At 41.5% G+C, this 15329-nt stretch carries 9 protein-coding genes; 2 read left to right on the top strand and 7 right to left on the bottom strand.

What is annotated here, in order from left to right:
• Positions 1-98 precede the first annotated feature (98 nt).
• Both ATK78_RS10565 and ATK78_RS10560 read left to right on the top strand, forming a co-directional pair.
• Positions 99-1520: an MBOAT family O-acyltransferase gene (locus tag ATK78_RS10565; RefSeq protein WP_133576049.1), complete on the top strand. Its 1422-nt coding sequence runs from the start codon at positions 99-101 to the stop codon at positions 1518-1520.
• Entirely contained in the window at positions 1520-2353 is an 834-nt protein-coding gene (locus ATK78_RS10560; RefSeq protein WP_133576048.1) for a hypothetical protein, read from the top strand. Before ATK78_RS10565 ends, ATK78_RS10560 begins: the two co-directional genes overlap by 1 nt.
• Positions 2354-2445: 92 nt before the next feature.
• Here the strand turns inward: ATK78_RS10560 and ATK78_RS10555 are convergent, their stop codons facing one another.
• From ATK78_RS10555 to ATK78_RS10525, 7 genes are all read right to left on the bottom strand, one after another.
• Entirely contained in the window at positions 2446-3465 is a 1020-nt protein-coding gene (locus ATK78_RS10555; RefSeq protein ID WP_243732496.1) for a PorP/SprF family type IX secretion system membrane protein, read from the bottom strand.
• Between the two features lie 9 nt (positions 3466-3474).
• Positions 3475-8064, bottom strand: a complete 4590-nt coding sequence (locus ATK78_RS10550; RefSeq protein ID WP_166664857.1) for a PKD domain-containing protein — start codon at positions 8062-8064, stop codon at positions 3475-3477.
• A gap of 630 nt (positions 8065-8694) precedes the next feature.
• Complete coding sequence (locus ATK78_RS10545; protein ID WP_133576045.1) at positions 8695-10086, bottom strand: undecaprenyl-phosphate glucose phosphotransferase; 1392 nt, start codon at positions 10084-10086, stop codon at positions 8695-8697.
• Between the two features lie 98 nt (positions 10087-10184).
• The gene (locus ATK78_RS10540) at positions 10185-11582 is read right to left on the bottom strand and encodes an undecaprenyl-phosphate glucose phosphotransferase (protein WP_243732495.1); all 1398 of its coding nucleotides are present in this window, start codon (positions 11580-11582) and stop codon (positions 10185-10187) included.
• 3 nt (positions 11583-11585) lie between these two features.
• The gene (locus ATK78_RS10535; RefSeq protein ID WP_133576044.1) at positions 11586-12695 is read right to left on the bottom strand and encodes an acyltransferase family protein; all 1110 of its coding nucleotides are present in this window, start codon (positions 12693-12695) and stop codon (positions 11586-11588) included.
• 8 nt (positions 12696-12703) lie between these two features.
• Positions 12704-14272 (bottom strand): hypothetical protein, encoded by a 1569-nt coding sequence (locus tag ATK78_RS10530; protein ID WP_133576043.1) that lies wholly within the window; start codon positions 14270-14272, stop codon positions 12704-12706.
• Between the two features lie 5 nt (positions 14273-14277).
• Entirely contained in the window at positions 14278-14967 is a 690-nt protein-coding gene (locus ATK78_RS10525) for a hypothetical protein (RefSeq protein WP_133576042.1), read from the bottom strand.
• Positions 14968-15329: the final 362 nt, after the last annotated feature.

Genomic DNA, 15329 nt, shown 5'->3' with positions numbered 1-15329 from the left:
ATCGCCGGGAGATTTTATTATTAACAATACTTTAGCTGCGTTTGGACAAGCGTATATTAGGCTAAAATTAAATATAGGTCAACAAATTAATTTAAAACATGCTTTTTAACAGTTACATCTTTATCATTCTCTTATTTGTTACCTTTGTTACCTATTATATTCCCAGATTAAGAAAATTTCAAATCCCCATCTTAATTATTTCCAGTTTTATTTTCTATTCCTGGTATAAACCCATCCTGTTAATTCTTTTTGTAACCTCCATACTGTTAAATACAAGCGCAAGCTTCTATGTGCTTAAAAGTAACATCATAAAAAAAAGAAAACTTGTTGCCGGAATAGCAATTGCTGCCAACCTGCTCATTCTTGCTTTCTTTAAATATACTCCTTTAGTATCTGAAGCAATTTATAACGAACTGAATTTAACCAATTCATGGCGCGATTTCTTCTTTACCATACCCCTTCCCATCGGGATATCCTTTTATACATTTGAAGGAATCAGCTTATTGGTTGATGTATTAAGAAATAACAATTCTATCAAAGAGAAAAACGTAAGTTTTACCAAGCACCTGATCAACACCAGTTTTTTCATTTCCTTTTTCCCACACCTTATTGCAGGACCTATCTTAAAAGCGCACGACTTTTATCCGCAAATGAAAGAAAAGTGGTTTGCTGACATCGACTGGCAAAAAGTGGTGAAATGCCTGATTATCGGTTACTTCTTAAAGATGGTGGTAGCTGACAATTTAAATGAACTCACTGCACCCATAACCTACCCATTCTTCCTGGGGTATTCATCAGCCAATCTTTTACTCTTGCTTTTTGGTTATTCCATGCAGATATTTGCAGATTTTGCAGGTTATTCATCGATTGCTATCGGACTAGGCTACCTGTTCGGCTACCGTCTGCCGCTAAACTTTAATTTCCCATACATTTCTAAATCATTTTCAGAGTTCTGGACCCGCTGGCACATTTCGTTATCTACCTGGCTAAAAGAATATTTATATTTTCCCCTTGGCGGTAATCGTAAGGGACAAGTAAGAACATATTTTAACCTGTTTATCGTGATGGTACTTGGCGGGTTTTGGCATGGATCAGGATGGAGTTACGCCCTGTGGGGAATAGGTCATGGGACAGTCCTTGCAATTGAAAGGCTTTTCAAAGATAAGATTAAGATCAAAGAAACGCTGATTACCCAAATTCTAAGTACAGCATTGGTATTTGTTGTGGTAACCCTCTTATGGCTGCTTTTTAAATTACCAAATTTCACACAGGTCATCGAATTTTTAGGTGCTATTGTCGACAACAGGAGCATGCGGTTCTCCATTACGTCTAAAGAAGTCAATTTAGTGCTGCTATCCGCCTTTGTTATTTTTTATCACGCCTATTATCTATTAACCAGGGCCAATAAAATTTCAAGAACAGTTAACAATAACATTCAGGTTGCAGCATATGGAATACTTCTTTTCCTGATCCTCGTGAATAGCGGAAACCAAAGTGCTTTTATTTATTTTCAATTCTAATGGTAAAGAAAATCATCATCATAGGTTTAGTTCTGTTTGCAGCATTTAATATCTTTCTTTATCTGATACCTAAGGATAAGGGGGTGATTTATACAGATATCGAAAAAACAGAACTCTTTTTGTATTCCGGACACAAGTACAAAGTAGTTACTGCCGGATCCTCTTTAATCGGCCGTTTTACCCTAAAGGCTAAAACGAATAAAAATTACTTCAACCTTTCTCTGCCTCCAAGTGGGGGGTGTAGTGGGGTAAAAATAATTAAACTTTCAAATAAGATTCCAGATACACTTTATTTGGAAACTAATTATATATCAAGGGGATACAATAAACCCTTGATAGCGCATACATTTGAACCCACCTCACATTATCCTAAATCTTATTTTCCGGCATTGCAGGAAAAAAATAAGTTCTTTCCATTTTTCATTAATTATTTAAAACCCGGCAATATGGATTTGCCAAGCAAGAAGAGACCACAGGGTAAATTGTTTGACAAGTTATTTGCCAAGACTAAAGAAGAATATAGTAAAGCGCTAAACCCTAAAGAATGGAATGCCATTTTAAAAGAACTTAAAGAAGATCTGAATTACCTGACTGCCAAAGGTTGTGTGGTTGTATTTTTTGAAGTTCCATTAGAAAAGGAGTTTAGAAATGCTCCGAAATTTACTTTCGAGCGAAAATCACTCAAAGCATTTTTTAACGATAGCAAATACAAATGGATGCCGCCTGATACCACACAGACATACTATACCGGGGATGGAAAACATTTGCTTCAGGAGAGTTTTATCCAGTTTGATGAATACTTCAGCCACCAGGCATCAATGTTAAAGCAGTAATCACTAAATATTCTATAAATCATTTAACTTCATCATTCATATTTGAGCAGAATATGAATGATGATTTGAAGCGACAGATTTATTTTGTTGTCCTAATAGAAATCATAACACCTTAACCCATTAAACTTGTTGTATCCGGAACTATTCTGAAAGTATTTCTCATAACCTATACTTGCTTCAGTACTTCCGCTGGTATTGGTATAGTTAATCTTCGAAGTAGTCGCATCATGGCTAATGCCCAGGCGTAATTTCTCACCATTCCTGCTTCCCTTAAAAATATCAAAGATAAAGGACACCACAATTGCATCCTTATCCCCCTGCGAATTGCTCCTGTACCACAATCCGGTATTTAATCCCCTCCACTTAAATTGTGCCCCCATACTTAACGAACTCGCTGCAGCCTGCTTATAATACACCACAGAAGGGATCAAAAAAGGACCGTCTTCAGATCCATAGGTATCACTTGCAATCAGGTTGATCCGGTAACTCGCATTCCCAATAAACCGCATCGGCAATTTTGCCTGTACACCGGTAAAGGATTCATCCGGTTTGTTCACATGGGCCACGGTACCGCCAACCATCAGGTTCTTATAAACCACGTTGATACCGGTACCTGCATCAAAATAAAACCTGTTCGACTGCTCAGGGGCCGGAGCTGAAGATATGCTGCCCGGAATATACCCCAGGTTCATATCAATCTGATCAGAAAATACCAGTTTACTCCAGTCAATCGTCCGGTTGGCCACTCCGGCCTGGATCCCAAAGGAAACAACCAGATCTTCCCCGCCAACACTATAAGCATAATTTGCAGAGATATTGTTCTTCGTTAAATAAGCCGTCCCCTCACTACTCCGCGTAAACATCAGTCCAACCCCTCCGCCAAAATTCGGAATATTCACATCCGCCGAAGCGCTGATATACGAAAGGTCGCCACTTAAGGCCGACCACTGGTTCCGGTAAATCAGGTTCATGCGGATATCACCCTCAAACTGACCTGTCAATGCAGGGTTCAGATAGATCGGCGCATTAAAAAACTGGGAATATACATGATCCTGCCCCATCGCTGTAAAGCCCGGAAACAACAATACGATCCATAAAATTCTATTCCACATACGCATATCTTATCGAATTAAATGAATGACACCGGTACGCCTGGGAGCCGATGAGTTGTAGGTCATCCCTTTCCAGGCTATTCCATTATTAAACTCCACACTTATTTTCCAGTAATAAACCCCTTGCGGCATGGCCGTTCCCTTGAATGTTCCATCCCATCCTTCTACGGGCTTGCCATCATCCAGTTTAGTAGTCTCCCAAAGCAACTCGCCCCATTTATCAAAAACACCCATCCTCCAGGCCTTAATACCAATGCCCTTCGCTTTAAATTCACGTAAAGCCGGATTGTCACTTCCCGGGGTAAATGCATTCGGAACAAATACTGTTCCGGGCTCCGGAACAATAACAATCGTCTTAACTACGGTCCTGGTACAATTGTTCAGATTGGTGACTGTAAGAGATACCCGGTAAGAACCTTCAGCCAAATAGCGGTGAGCGGGATTCTCCAATGTTGAGGTCGTACCATCACCAAAATCCCATACATACGAAGAGCCATTTTCAGTAAGGTTTGTAAAGTCAATATTCAAACCGGGCCAGGCAACCTCAGGATTATAGCTAAAGTCTGGCTCCGGCTGTGCCAGTACCGTAATGGTCTCTGTCGTTACCGAAGTAAAGCAGTCGTTAGTTGCAGTCAATGTTACCGTATAAACACCAGGGGTAGTAAAAGTATGGTTGACCACTTCAGGAGCAGTAATGGTGGTCATGGTCGTGCCATCACCAAAATCATATACAAACCGGGTTGCTCCATTGGTATTGTTATAGAAAGGAACCGTATGCGGAGCGCATCCCCGGTCATCCGGACTGTTCACCACCAGCTCGGCAACAATGTTATTTGGAGAGATCCTGACTGTATACTGCGACATGCTTTCCCCGCAGGCACTTCTTGCGGTCATCTTCACCACATAGGTGCGGGTCATTCCAACCGCAGCAAAGCTATGGGAAACCGAAGATCGGTCGTTCTTCACTTCCAGCGGAGATCCGTCGCCAAAATCAAAGGTATAAGTCGTGTTGCTTGCCTCCGGAGAGGTGTTGGTAAAAACGATGGCAGATCCTGCACAGGTAGCCGTAACATTCGGAGAGAATACCGAAAGCGGCTTAGCCCTGACCAGTACAGTAGTTGAAAATGGAGCAGATACGCCGCAAGCAGATGTTGCAGTCAGCGTAATGGTATATATCTTATCTTTCCCGGTCGGATCCTCATCAAAGATTACGGGAGCCGGGTTAACTTCAGAAGAGGTCTGTCCGTTTCCAAAATCCCATAGAAAGGTGACATTGGTTAAAAAGGTTGATGTATTTGTAAAATTCACAGTTAAAGGCCCGCAACCTTCTGTTTTATCCTGTGTATAAGCGGTGATTAGATTCTGCCGGGTCACAAAAGTATGCTCCGTTTCTGCCTGGGTACAGCCCAGACTGCTGGTCACCACCAGTTTAATGACCACCTGCTCATTGTCGTTTCTAATCGTATAACCCGGAAAAGTAATACCCGTTCCAAAAGCTACCCCGTTCGCATACCAGGTATAAGTTCCGTTCCTGTCCGCATAAGGAACCGCTTTTATATTATTGGCATCAATGGTAAACGGAACACATCCGGCATCAGACACGAAGGTAAATTCAGCCACCGCATTCGGGTTAACGGTGATAGAAATGATGTTGCTTATATTTTGCTGCGAACCGGAACAAGCCAGGTTGCTGATGATGCGGCGGTAGGAAGTGCCGGCAGTTAGTACCGGAGCATAAAATCCGGGGCTGTTAGCTCCGGCAATGTCGAGCCAGGTATTGCCATTGTCAACACTATTTTGCCATTGATAAGTGTAAGGGCCATCTCCACCGGCCGAAGGATCATTTCCTGAAAAGGCAACCGGAGCCGTACCTGTACAAATGGTCTGGTCAGCGGAAATTACATTCCTTGCCAGTGGCTTAACCCTGATAACTACCAGAACAGCCGTTCCCGGACAACCAGTTGCAGAAACCGGGGTAATGGTATAGGTCACCGTTCCTGAAGTAGTGCCATTGTTGAACAGGATATCATTGATCTGCGTGACCGCGGCTGGAGTTACGCTGTTCTCTGTATTTCCGGTTATGGAAGGATCAGAGGTTGCAGAGGTCCACAGGTACCGGGTGCCAGGCAAATTTGACGATAGCGTAATTCCCGCGCCAACGCTGCTGCAGATCTCAGCATTTGCAACAGCTGCAGTAACCACAGGATTGGGTGCAATGGTAACTACCAAATCAAAAGGCTCACCGGTACAACCGTCAAAAGAAGGCGTAATGCGGTAAGTAACGGTAGCATTTGCCACAGCATCCGTATTGGTAAGCAGGTCATTGATCAGGGCACCGGATCCGGTAACGGTGAAGCCGGCTGCATTCGCAGAACCGGTAGCCGTCCAGGAAAAAGTGCTTCCTTCCACTGACGATGCTATGGTATATCCCAGGTTATTTCCGGAACAGATCGCTTTAGTTGCAGCACTGATCACATTTATCCTGGCTTTGATCTGAATAGATGCAAAGCCATCAATTTGATTACACGGAGCCGCTAAGGCAGTCATCGCCCTTAGGGTAAGATCAACCTGGCCGCTACTTCTCTCCGCTGCCGAAGGCGTATATACCGCGTTCAAAGCCGAACGGCTGGGCGCAAAAGTTCCACCACCACCCACCCAGGCAGCAGAAGTTACAGTCCCTGTAATTACACCATTCAATTGGATCGTTTCATTGAAACAAACCGGCGCATAGGTTCCGGCATTTACCACAGGAGATTCCCGGAACGTAAGGACCTGCGAGTCGCTTACCGTACCGCAGTCATTGGTGTGCGTAACCGTAATCGTATAAGCTGCATATTCTTTGAAATTAATCGTTGGGTATTGTGAATTATCCGCAGTCCCGTCTATAAATTCAAAATTACCGCCTGTCACCGTCCATTTGTAGGTGGAAGGCAGGGTTTCCTGGGTACCGGTCACTAAAGTTCGTGTTGGCCCTGGCGTAGTATCGTTAAATGGATAGGCGGAAAGGTTACAAAGGGTCGCGTCAGCAGAGAGCACAGCTGTTGGCGTTGCATTGACCACCACAATCTCTTCCTCACTTGGAATTGTTCCGCATCCTGAGGTAATGATGTTCAGACGAATCCTGTAAATTCCCGGCGCAATAAACCTAAACTCAGGTTCCGGACTGCTGGCTGAGGTCCCGTTCTCATAATTAACTGTACCTCCTGTAACTACCCAGCTATAGGCGTTCGTACCACAGCCTGCATCTACAAAAGATGTATTTACAGGCTTAACCGTCGTATTGTTATTGCAAATGGTAACGGTGTTGCTGCCATTCAGGGTAAAAGATGGTCTGGCAGGCTCCTGAATACAGACAGTCATTTCAAACGGATCAGCAGGGCAGGCAGCATTGCTTGTAGATTCTAAACGGACCGTATGAATACCAGCAGTAGTAAACTGATAATTAAAAACAAAGGAGATGGGTTTATTCGTTTCCCGGATCACCCCATCAACAATCCAGGTATAGGTAACTGCATTTGTACCGCAACCCGGAGAATTTGTATTTGGGTCCTGTCCCGGAATAGACGTATTGGTAAATGCTACCGGTCCGTTTAAACATTTTAAAGCACCTGTTACAAATTCATTTTTAGGCTTGTTAATTACTTTGGCCGTTGTAGAGATCTGGGTACCAATTCTTCCGCAGAAACTATTTTCCACATTAATGTTGATGCCATAGGCATTATAGATCCTTGAGTTACCAGAGATGATGGAATTACCGCAGGAGGTACGGGTATACGTATGACGAACCCGTTCCCCTTCGCTGATAATGTCACAAAGGGTATATTCATTTTCAATACCATCACCCCAATTGACACGGTAGGTATTTCCGGGATAATTGTTAATAATTCCATCATTTCCGGCAACAATTACGTTATATTCAAGCACGGCATTCGGCAGGCAGACCACATTATTTCCCTGCGTACCAAATGCATTCAGCATCCGGTTATTGATAATGAGATATGTTTTGGTAGCCACGGAACCATCAGCAGCAACTGCTTTAACAAAAATGCTGTAATGGGCGAGCCCGGCAGTAAAGGATTTGATCCGGGTATCAAAGTCAATCGTAACCGGCGTACCGGGAGTCATCAGGTTGGAGATCGTTGCAGTAACTGTAGTTCCAGCAGTGGATTGATTTTCCAATGCAAAGGCCAGCTGATCCCGGGTATTGCAAATTCCAAAAACCTCATCCGATATCCCGCTAAGCAGGGTCGAACTGAGCTTAGCTTCTATAGCAGATCCTGCTTTAATTTCAAAGGAGGCAGATTCTGTACTTACTAATGCTGGAGCAGTTGATTTAATGCGTATCCTATATCCTGTGCCTGCCGGCGTTCCTGCAGGAATAACTCCATTTACAAAAGGGGTATAAAATCCCGCATATCTTCCAATCCTGGTTTCAGCAGCGAAACTGCCGGAAGCATTTGACAGATAAAGTTCATAGGTATTTGATGGCCTTAAACAACTGCTGCTTCCAATATCAAGCAGTGCGGTAATTGATGAACCTGCCGTGTATGGTCCCGGATCAACATTGGTAACGGTCAGCTGTGCAAAAACAGCGGGCATGTTTAAAGACAACAGAACTATTAAAGCAATTGATAATCGTTTAAACATACAGATCGATAGGGAATGTTAAATTACAACAACTAAAAGGTGTAAAGGTTTTGGCACAAAATTCAAAATCCTGTATAAATTACTGGAAATGAAATTCTTAATCCAAAAGTAGATCAACTAAGGCACAGAAACGAAAAAAGAGCTGTTAAGAATGCTTTTCTTTTAGATGGCAAACAATAATGCCCTGGTTTTGTTAGTTGAGCACCAGGTATAAACTTAAATATTGAACAAATCTCAAAGTCAGGAAAAATATCCAAACAAGAATATTAATATCACAATAATTAATTTATTGTTTTATTTGTATTGCTGAAAAAATATTCTACTTTTAACGCGGGACTTATAGTATTTATTGAGGTCATATCTGGCTATCAAATCAATAAATCAAGTGGATAATAGATACTAAATTGTTAAAATGAGTGTGCGATCGACAAAACGGCATGTGGCAAAGATTTGCCCCAGATGTCACAGTTACGACCTGGAACGAATTCCAAGGAGTAAATTTATAAAAGTAGTGATGCCATGGCTTAGCGTCATGCGTTTCGTGTGTTACAGTTGCAACCACAAGTTTTATCGCTTCTAAGATCAGTAGGCATTTTCATTCCCTCCAATGACATGCCATACGGTTAAGAATACAATCTTTAAATCCAGAAATACGGACCAGTTTTCCATATACCAGATATCAGCCTTGATCCGTTCTTCCATAGTGCCTTCTTCATTGGTTTCACCACGGTGCCCGTTAACCTGGGCCCATCCGGTAATACCGGGTAAAAGGAAGTGCCTTACCATAAACTGATCAATGATGGCCGAGTATTGCTCCGTGTGCTGCAGCATGTGCGGTCTGGGGCCAACCACAGACATTTCACCCAACAGTACGTTGAAGAACTGGGGCAGTTCATCAATACTTGTTTTGCGTATAAATGCACCAAATCTAGTCATTCGCTGATCATTTCTACTGGCTTGTTTCTGGTCTGAATCCGCATTCAATTGCATGCTTCTAAATTTTAAACAATAGAAGGGCTTATTGTTTTTTCCAGATCTCAGCTGCTTAAAAAAAACAGGTCCCCTGGATTCAAACTTAATTATAAGGGCAATAAATGGCAATGTCCAGCTCAATAAAAATAAGATTACACTTAGGGAGAACAGTACATCAAAAATCCGCTTAAAGAATTTGTTGTTTACATTTTCCAGCGGCTCCACCCGTGCACTGATCACCGGGAAATGACCAAGCATCCGCACATTGACGTCTTTTCTAAAATAATCCTTTACATCCGGAACGAGCTTAAAACGGATCATCTCTTTATCCGCTTCACGCATCAGTTCATTAATCGTATCAATAGCCCGGTCTGGCAATGCACAAAAGATCTCTTTAATATGATACCGCTTTACATAGGCCATGCAGTCATTGATATTTCCTAAAATAGTAATGCCATTCTTTCTCAATGCCGACTGATCATCAAAAAATCCTTCAACCTTGTAGCCCATGCTCCGGTGTCCCTGAATAATGTTATTCAACTCCATACCTACAGGCCCGGCACCAACGATAACAACCCTGGTAAAATCCATCAGGCGATACCTGTGCGCTCTTCTCATTAGTAAAAAACAGATTTTTCCAATAAGCAATAAAGGAGAGAAACAGATCACCATAAAAAATATCAATTTTCTGGAGACATAAAAATCAGGTACAAAAAAGCCAAGCAGGCTAAGAAGCATTGCAAACAGCAGCAAGCAGGATAACGACTGATGAATGGTAGGAATAGCGTCCTTTGCAAAAACATCCCGGTACAGGCCGGTAATCTGCGAAACATTGAACCAAATAAAATTAATTAATAAAATCTGAAGAACACCAATTCCGGATGTATAGTTGAGCCTGGGCCAAAAAATCAGAATATGGGCCAGATAACCGGAAAGGTTTAACAAAACAAGGTCTGCCAGAACGCCGATCATCCGGTAGTAACTACCGTATTTCTCCTTCATTTAAAGTTAGTTATATTTGGTTTATAACAAATATAACTCAATAACTAACAAAAAATAACAATAACGATAAGTTTTATATTTAATTTTTTTGCTGCGAATTAAAAAGCATTCTCTTCACCCCTAACCGCATTGATCACGGTCATAAAGACGATTTTTACATCCAGCATTCCGGTCCAGTTCTCTAAATAATAAATATCGCATTTCACCCGGTTCTCCATATCCGCTTTTTCCTTAGTCTCACCACGGTACCCATTTACCTGGGCCCAGCCAGTGATACCTGGTTTAAGGAAGTGACGCACCATGAAATGGCTGATGATCTCCTTATACTGTTCTGTGTGCTTTAACATGTGCGGCCTTGGTCCAACAACACTCATACTGCCAAAAAAAACATTAAAGAACTGGGGCATTTCATCCAGACTTGTTCTTCTTAAGAAACGACCAACCGGTGTAATCCGGTCATCATACTTCGTGGCCTGCTTTTCATTACTTTCGTTGTTCAATTTCATACTGCGGAACTTATAACACCAGAATGGTTCATCATTCCTGCCGCTTCGCTGCTGCTTAAACAAAACAGGGCCTTTACTTTGGATTTTGATCAGAATTGCAATGATCGGGTATAACCAGCTTAATACGAAAAGGATGACAATACCACTGAACAGCACATCAAAAGCTCTTTTTTTGAACCGGTTGCCCATCATCTCCAGGGGTTCATTCCTTAAGGTAATGATCGGGAACTCCCCTCCCAAATAATCAATGGTATAGGGAGAACCAAGTGTACCGCCAAGATCAGGTATAAATTTAAGTCGCAGACACTGGCGGTCAGCTTCAGCAATCAGCGCTTTCACATCGGCCATCCGCTGTGGAGCAATAGCCACATAAACATCCTGAACGCCGTACTCTATAGCCTCTACAAAACGCTGGGTAACGACCTCAGAAACGACGCCGCCATTTTCAGAATAAATACTTTCATCGTCACCAATAAATCCATAAAAATTGAGGTTCCTTTGTTTCTGCAGATAATTGGAAATGCGTACAGCAGTATGGTTAGATCCCATAACCGCAACCTTTTTAGTTGCATTAAATTTATTCAGCAGCACATATTGAAAAGAAGTACCTACAAAACGGTTCAGGATAAATGAAAAAGACAGGGCAACATAAAAGATAACCAGGAAGGTCCTGGAAAAGTCGTTGTTCCTGGAAAATAGCAGGTATAAGGTAAAAAACAAAAAGTGAAGCACCACGCTCCTCCAGGTTGCCCGGTAAATCCGCTCCAGCTTCCTTGCGCCATACGAAGAATACAGACCAAAAATTGCAGAACAGATTAACCAGATCAAATTACAGGTTACAATGTAATTCTGGTCCATTTCAGATGAAACCAGCTTCCCAAAATCTGCAGTGATGTAAAAGCAGGCAATATAAACGACATTCAGCATGGCCAGATCAACCACGGGAAGAATGTATTTTAAAAGATAAATATAACGTGTTTGTATAGCCATATACTATTGCATGATCACGGGCTTTTTATAATTCAATAATTTATCGATCCCTGTTACCATTGGACGCTCTACGATCTGATAAAATACAATACTAATACCAATACATACCGGCACGATCGTAATCAGGTATAAGGTGGGACCTAGTGATAAATATTTAAAAACAGACGCAACGATAGGATAAATCATGCCATGGATTAAATAACAGGAATAAGATGCATCACCCGACAGGATCAAAACCACAGGAACATCTTTTTTGAAAGACCGTTCCAGAAATATGACGCCCAGCATAAAGATTGCAGCGGGAAGACCCCAAACCACAACCCGGTAAAAAGCGATAAAATTATCGTCAGTAATCACATTGGGGTGATAAAATTTGTACGTTGAATTTAAGAAGATACTGCCCAGCATCAAGATCAACCCGGTTCCTGTCAGTACAATCGAAATCATTTTCTTTCTTCCAACTTCCATATCCGTCGTGTTAAACCATTTATAGAGCATACCGCATAAAATACCAAATCCAAATTCAAGCAGCATAGGACTGGTTAAGAACTTCAACAGCGGCCCTGCATCGTTTAGTAATAATCCGGTTCCGCTAAGTATAACCAGGATCACCAGGAGCACCTCGTTGATGCGCTTCTTAAGCAGCAGGACTATACCGATCAGTGCATAAAAGTAAACCTCAAACGACAATGACCAGCCAACACTGATTAAGGGCGTAACAAAATGCCCCTGATCAAAAACCGGAATGAAAATCAATGTTTTAATGGCAACTTCAAAGCTAATATGTTTATGCTGCAGGTAAACCGTCAACAACGCATCAATTCCGGATAACAAATAATAAAGCGGAACAATACGGATAATCCGCTTCGCAAAGAATTTCTTCCATCCGCCTGGCTTGGTATAGGCTGGCGCAACAATTGTCATGATAAATCCGCTGATTGCAAAAAACAGATCTACACCGATAGCACCCCAATTGTTAAAATTGTAAAACAAGTTACCATAATCAAAATCAGTGAGTTTGGAAACCCCTACATTAATCGCATGAACAAATATAACAAGACCTACAGCTACAGCCCTTAGCAGCTGCAGGGAGTTAATTTTACCTTGAGACATAGAAAATTTTACAAATTATCTTGACATGCCTGCGTTAAAAGATCCAGGTTACTCTCTGGGTTTTTGCCCAGATCAAGTCCCTCACCAACTGTTGTTTCATTATCTGCCTTAACCGTTTTATTCGGTACGATCTTCGTATATTGGTTCCATGTAGCTTTGAAGTTATACACTTTTGACGGACTTAAAGCTGTGGTACTCAAGTAACCTTTCGTCACAATTCCCAATAAAATATAATTTGAAGGATCTGTGCTTTCACTATAATACAGGAAGAACGTTGGGATCACTTCTATATTTGTTGTAGTGCCCGGACACTGCACATACAGACGCATCGTCACCTTTGTCGATGCAGGGAATGTCACAGGAACAGCAGTTACATTTTGGCATGAGGTCGTTCCCGCAGCCGCAGAACCCAGCAATACACCCGCACCATTAAAGAACCGTACAGAGGTTCCTGCGGTAGCAGGGAAGTTAGAAATGACTATCGTACGGTTTTCTGAGTTTACGATCGCAATGCTTTTCATAATGACATCTCCGGACGCAGACATCACATCTATCGTAACCGGATAATCAACCCCGGTCACATAATTTCCATTAAGCGTAAAGCCTGCTTCAGAGCACAATCCACCTGTAATCCGTGTAAAGATAACCGCAGCAAAAGCCGTTAAGTGGGTTGTTGTAAAGCTAACCCGTCCATTCACAACCGGAACATCCGTTTCATATTGCCATTGCCCTTCTTTAACATCGTAACTATAAATGGACAATGTACCACCAGTAGCCGTTACCGGCATATCAATTTCAACAGGCTTACTAAATGTCTTTACCGCAACACCGCCAGCATTGAGTTCCACAAATGCAAGTCCGGAAGGATTAAATACACCCGATACAATTTGATTATTTTCATCAAGCACATTGTTTGAAGCCATAGATCCCCCGGGAAACAACTCCATTGCAGTTGCATCATTTGGGTTTAGCGTAACTAAAACCGAGTTTAATTTTGTTGCCCCAATAATAACACCAGTTTCATCTCTCATTACAGTACCCGCCGGAATCTCCACCTGAGTAGTTGTACCAATAGAAACATCAGTTGTTGTTGTTCCATTCGTTACAGGAACCTCAGGCTTTTGAAATGCAATAGGCGGAAAACCAGTCGAAGGAGTTGACAAGTTCGCCAGGTTCAATACTTCTACAGGCAATACCTTGGCATGCTGATTACTTGTAATCGTCACTGGAATGTTAACGTCCAGCATATTTGGACTTGTGATCAACACATTGAACTGCAGCGTTTGATTGGCGTCAATATTTACTTTTGGATTTACAGCCAGTGAAACCAGACCGCTATTTACTGCATATTGTTTGGTACCATCGGAACTGTAAATGGCTTCGGCATCAGGACCTAAGATCGTTACTGTCATATTTGCCGGAAGCTGCGCTCCACGAACTTCAGAAATTTGTACCTGAACCTGGTATTTAAAGATATTTGGCTCAATTTGTATCGTAAAATCTTCCGTAGGGTCCTTGCACGTATAAGAGAATACGCTTAGTAATAGAAGGCTATATAAATAGTATAATTTTTTCATGGCGATTAATTAAATTTATAACTGAAAGTAACTTGTAGATTAGGCAGCCATTTATAGCTTTTTAAATTATCCTTTAAAATTTCCGCATTCCGCTCATTCCCGGCAAGCCAGTTTGTAGAAGTCAGTCCAGTTTCAGGGCGTCCCAGATAGTACACACCAAGATTGGTTCCAAAGTTAATGGTATTGCTTATCGGAACACCAGTGAAGCCCAAACCTGCATAAACTGCAGGGCCTTTCCAGTCTGCCGTAGCACGGATCTCACCTACTTCTTCCGGTGTAAAAACCAGGTCTCCATAAACATAATTATCAGCGAGCATTGCTGTTCCTGTCGTTTTACCATTCACAAAGTAAGCGGCACCTCCACTGAAGTATAACTTACTCTTAAAACCGCGTTCGTAATAGAATAGCTGGTAATCCATGATCAGACTTACATTGGTTAAGTTTAACTTCGCATCCAAATTATAGTTATAATTACTGCTAAAACTCTTTTGAGTCTTATAACTTAAAGGAAGCAAATTTGCTGTCAGCCTCAAGTTTGTCCGCGTACCCAGATAATGGGCAAACTCAAGGCCGATTCCCTGAGAACCAACCTGAACACCAATTGAACGATTAAAAAGATAATCATCACCGTACTGAGCCTTAGCCGTACTAATTAGAAGGATGCCGGAAAAAATTAGCAATACAATTCTTTTCATAGGAATTTATTAAGTTCTATTATTACCCGCATTAATTAATATGTAGTTTATATTTGGCTTTAGTTTATCCAGGTATTACAGAATCTTCCGGAGGAAATTGTGAAGAACCTGTAACACAGCTAAATGATAATGTAAATATATCAATATATTGCTGTTTTCCTAGAAAAAATTTATAATTTAATATAAATATCATATTGATTATTTACTTTCCTATAATTTTAATTACCAAAACAAGATTAAAAACATGCAGGTTGTACAAAATAAGGAACTATAATTAAAAAGAAAAATTAATCTTTTTATTCTGGAAAAAAACCAGGAATAACCGAACGATTAACTTTTGTTTATTCTAAATTTGCAACTAC

Source organism: Pedobacter metabolipauper, from assembly GCF_004362715.1.
Taxonomy (GTDB): Bacteria; Bacteroidota; Bacteroidia; order Sphingobacteriales; family Sphingobacteriaceae; genus Pedobacter; species Pedobacter metabolipauper.
This window is presented reverse-complemented; position numbering and strand designations above follow the sequence as displayed.

Excerpts from the sequence above, each read along its gene's own strand:
- ATK78_RS10565 (WP_133576049.1), top strand. The coding sequence starts at position 99 with ATGCTTTTTAACAGTTACATCTTTATCATTCTCTTATTTGTTACCTTT.
- ATK78_RS10560 (WP_133576048.1), top strand. The coding sequence starts at position 1,520 with ATGGTAAAGAAAATCATCATCATAGGTTTAGTTCTGTTTGCAGCATTT.
- ATK78_RS10555 (WP_243732496.1), bottom strand. The coding sequence starts at position 3,465 with ATGTGGAATAGAATTTTATGGATCGTATTGTTGTTTCCGGGCTTTACA.
- ATK78_RS10550 (WP_166664857.1), bottom strand. The coding sequence starts at position 8,064 with ATGCCCGCTGTTTTTGCACAGCTGACCGTTACCAATGTTGATCCGGGA.
- ATK78_RS10545 (WP_133576045.1), bottom strand. The coding sequence starts at position 10,086 with ATGAAGGAGAAATACGGTAGTTACTACCGGATGATCGGCGTTCTGGCA.
- ATK78_RS10540 (WP_243732495.1), bottom strand. The coding sequence starts at position 11,582 with ATGGCTATACAAACACGTTATATTTATCTTTTAAAATACATTCTTCCC.
- ATK78_RS10535 (WP_133576044.1), bottom strand. The coding sequence starts at position 12,695 with ATGTCTCAAGGTAAAATTAACTCCCTGCAGCTGCTAAGGGCTGTAGCT.
- ATK78_RS10530 (WP_133576043.1), bottom strand. The coding sequence starts at position 14,272 with ATGAAAAAATTATACTATTTATATAGCCTTCTATTACTAAGCGTATTC.
- ATK78_RS10525 (WP_133576042.1), bottom strand. The coding sequence starts at position 14,967 with ATGAAAAGAATTGTATTGCTAATTTTTTCCGGCATCCTTCTAATTAGT.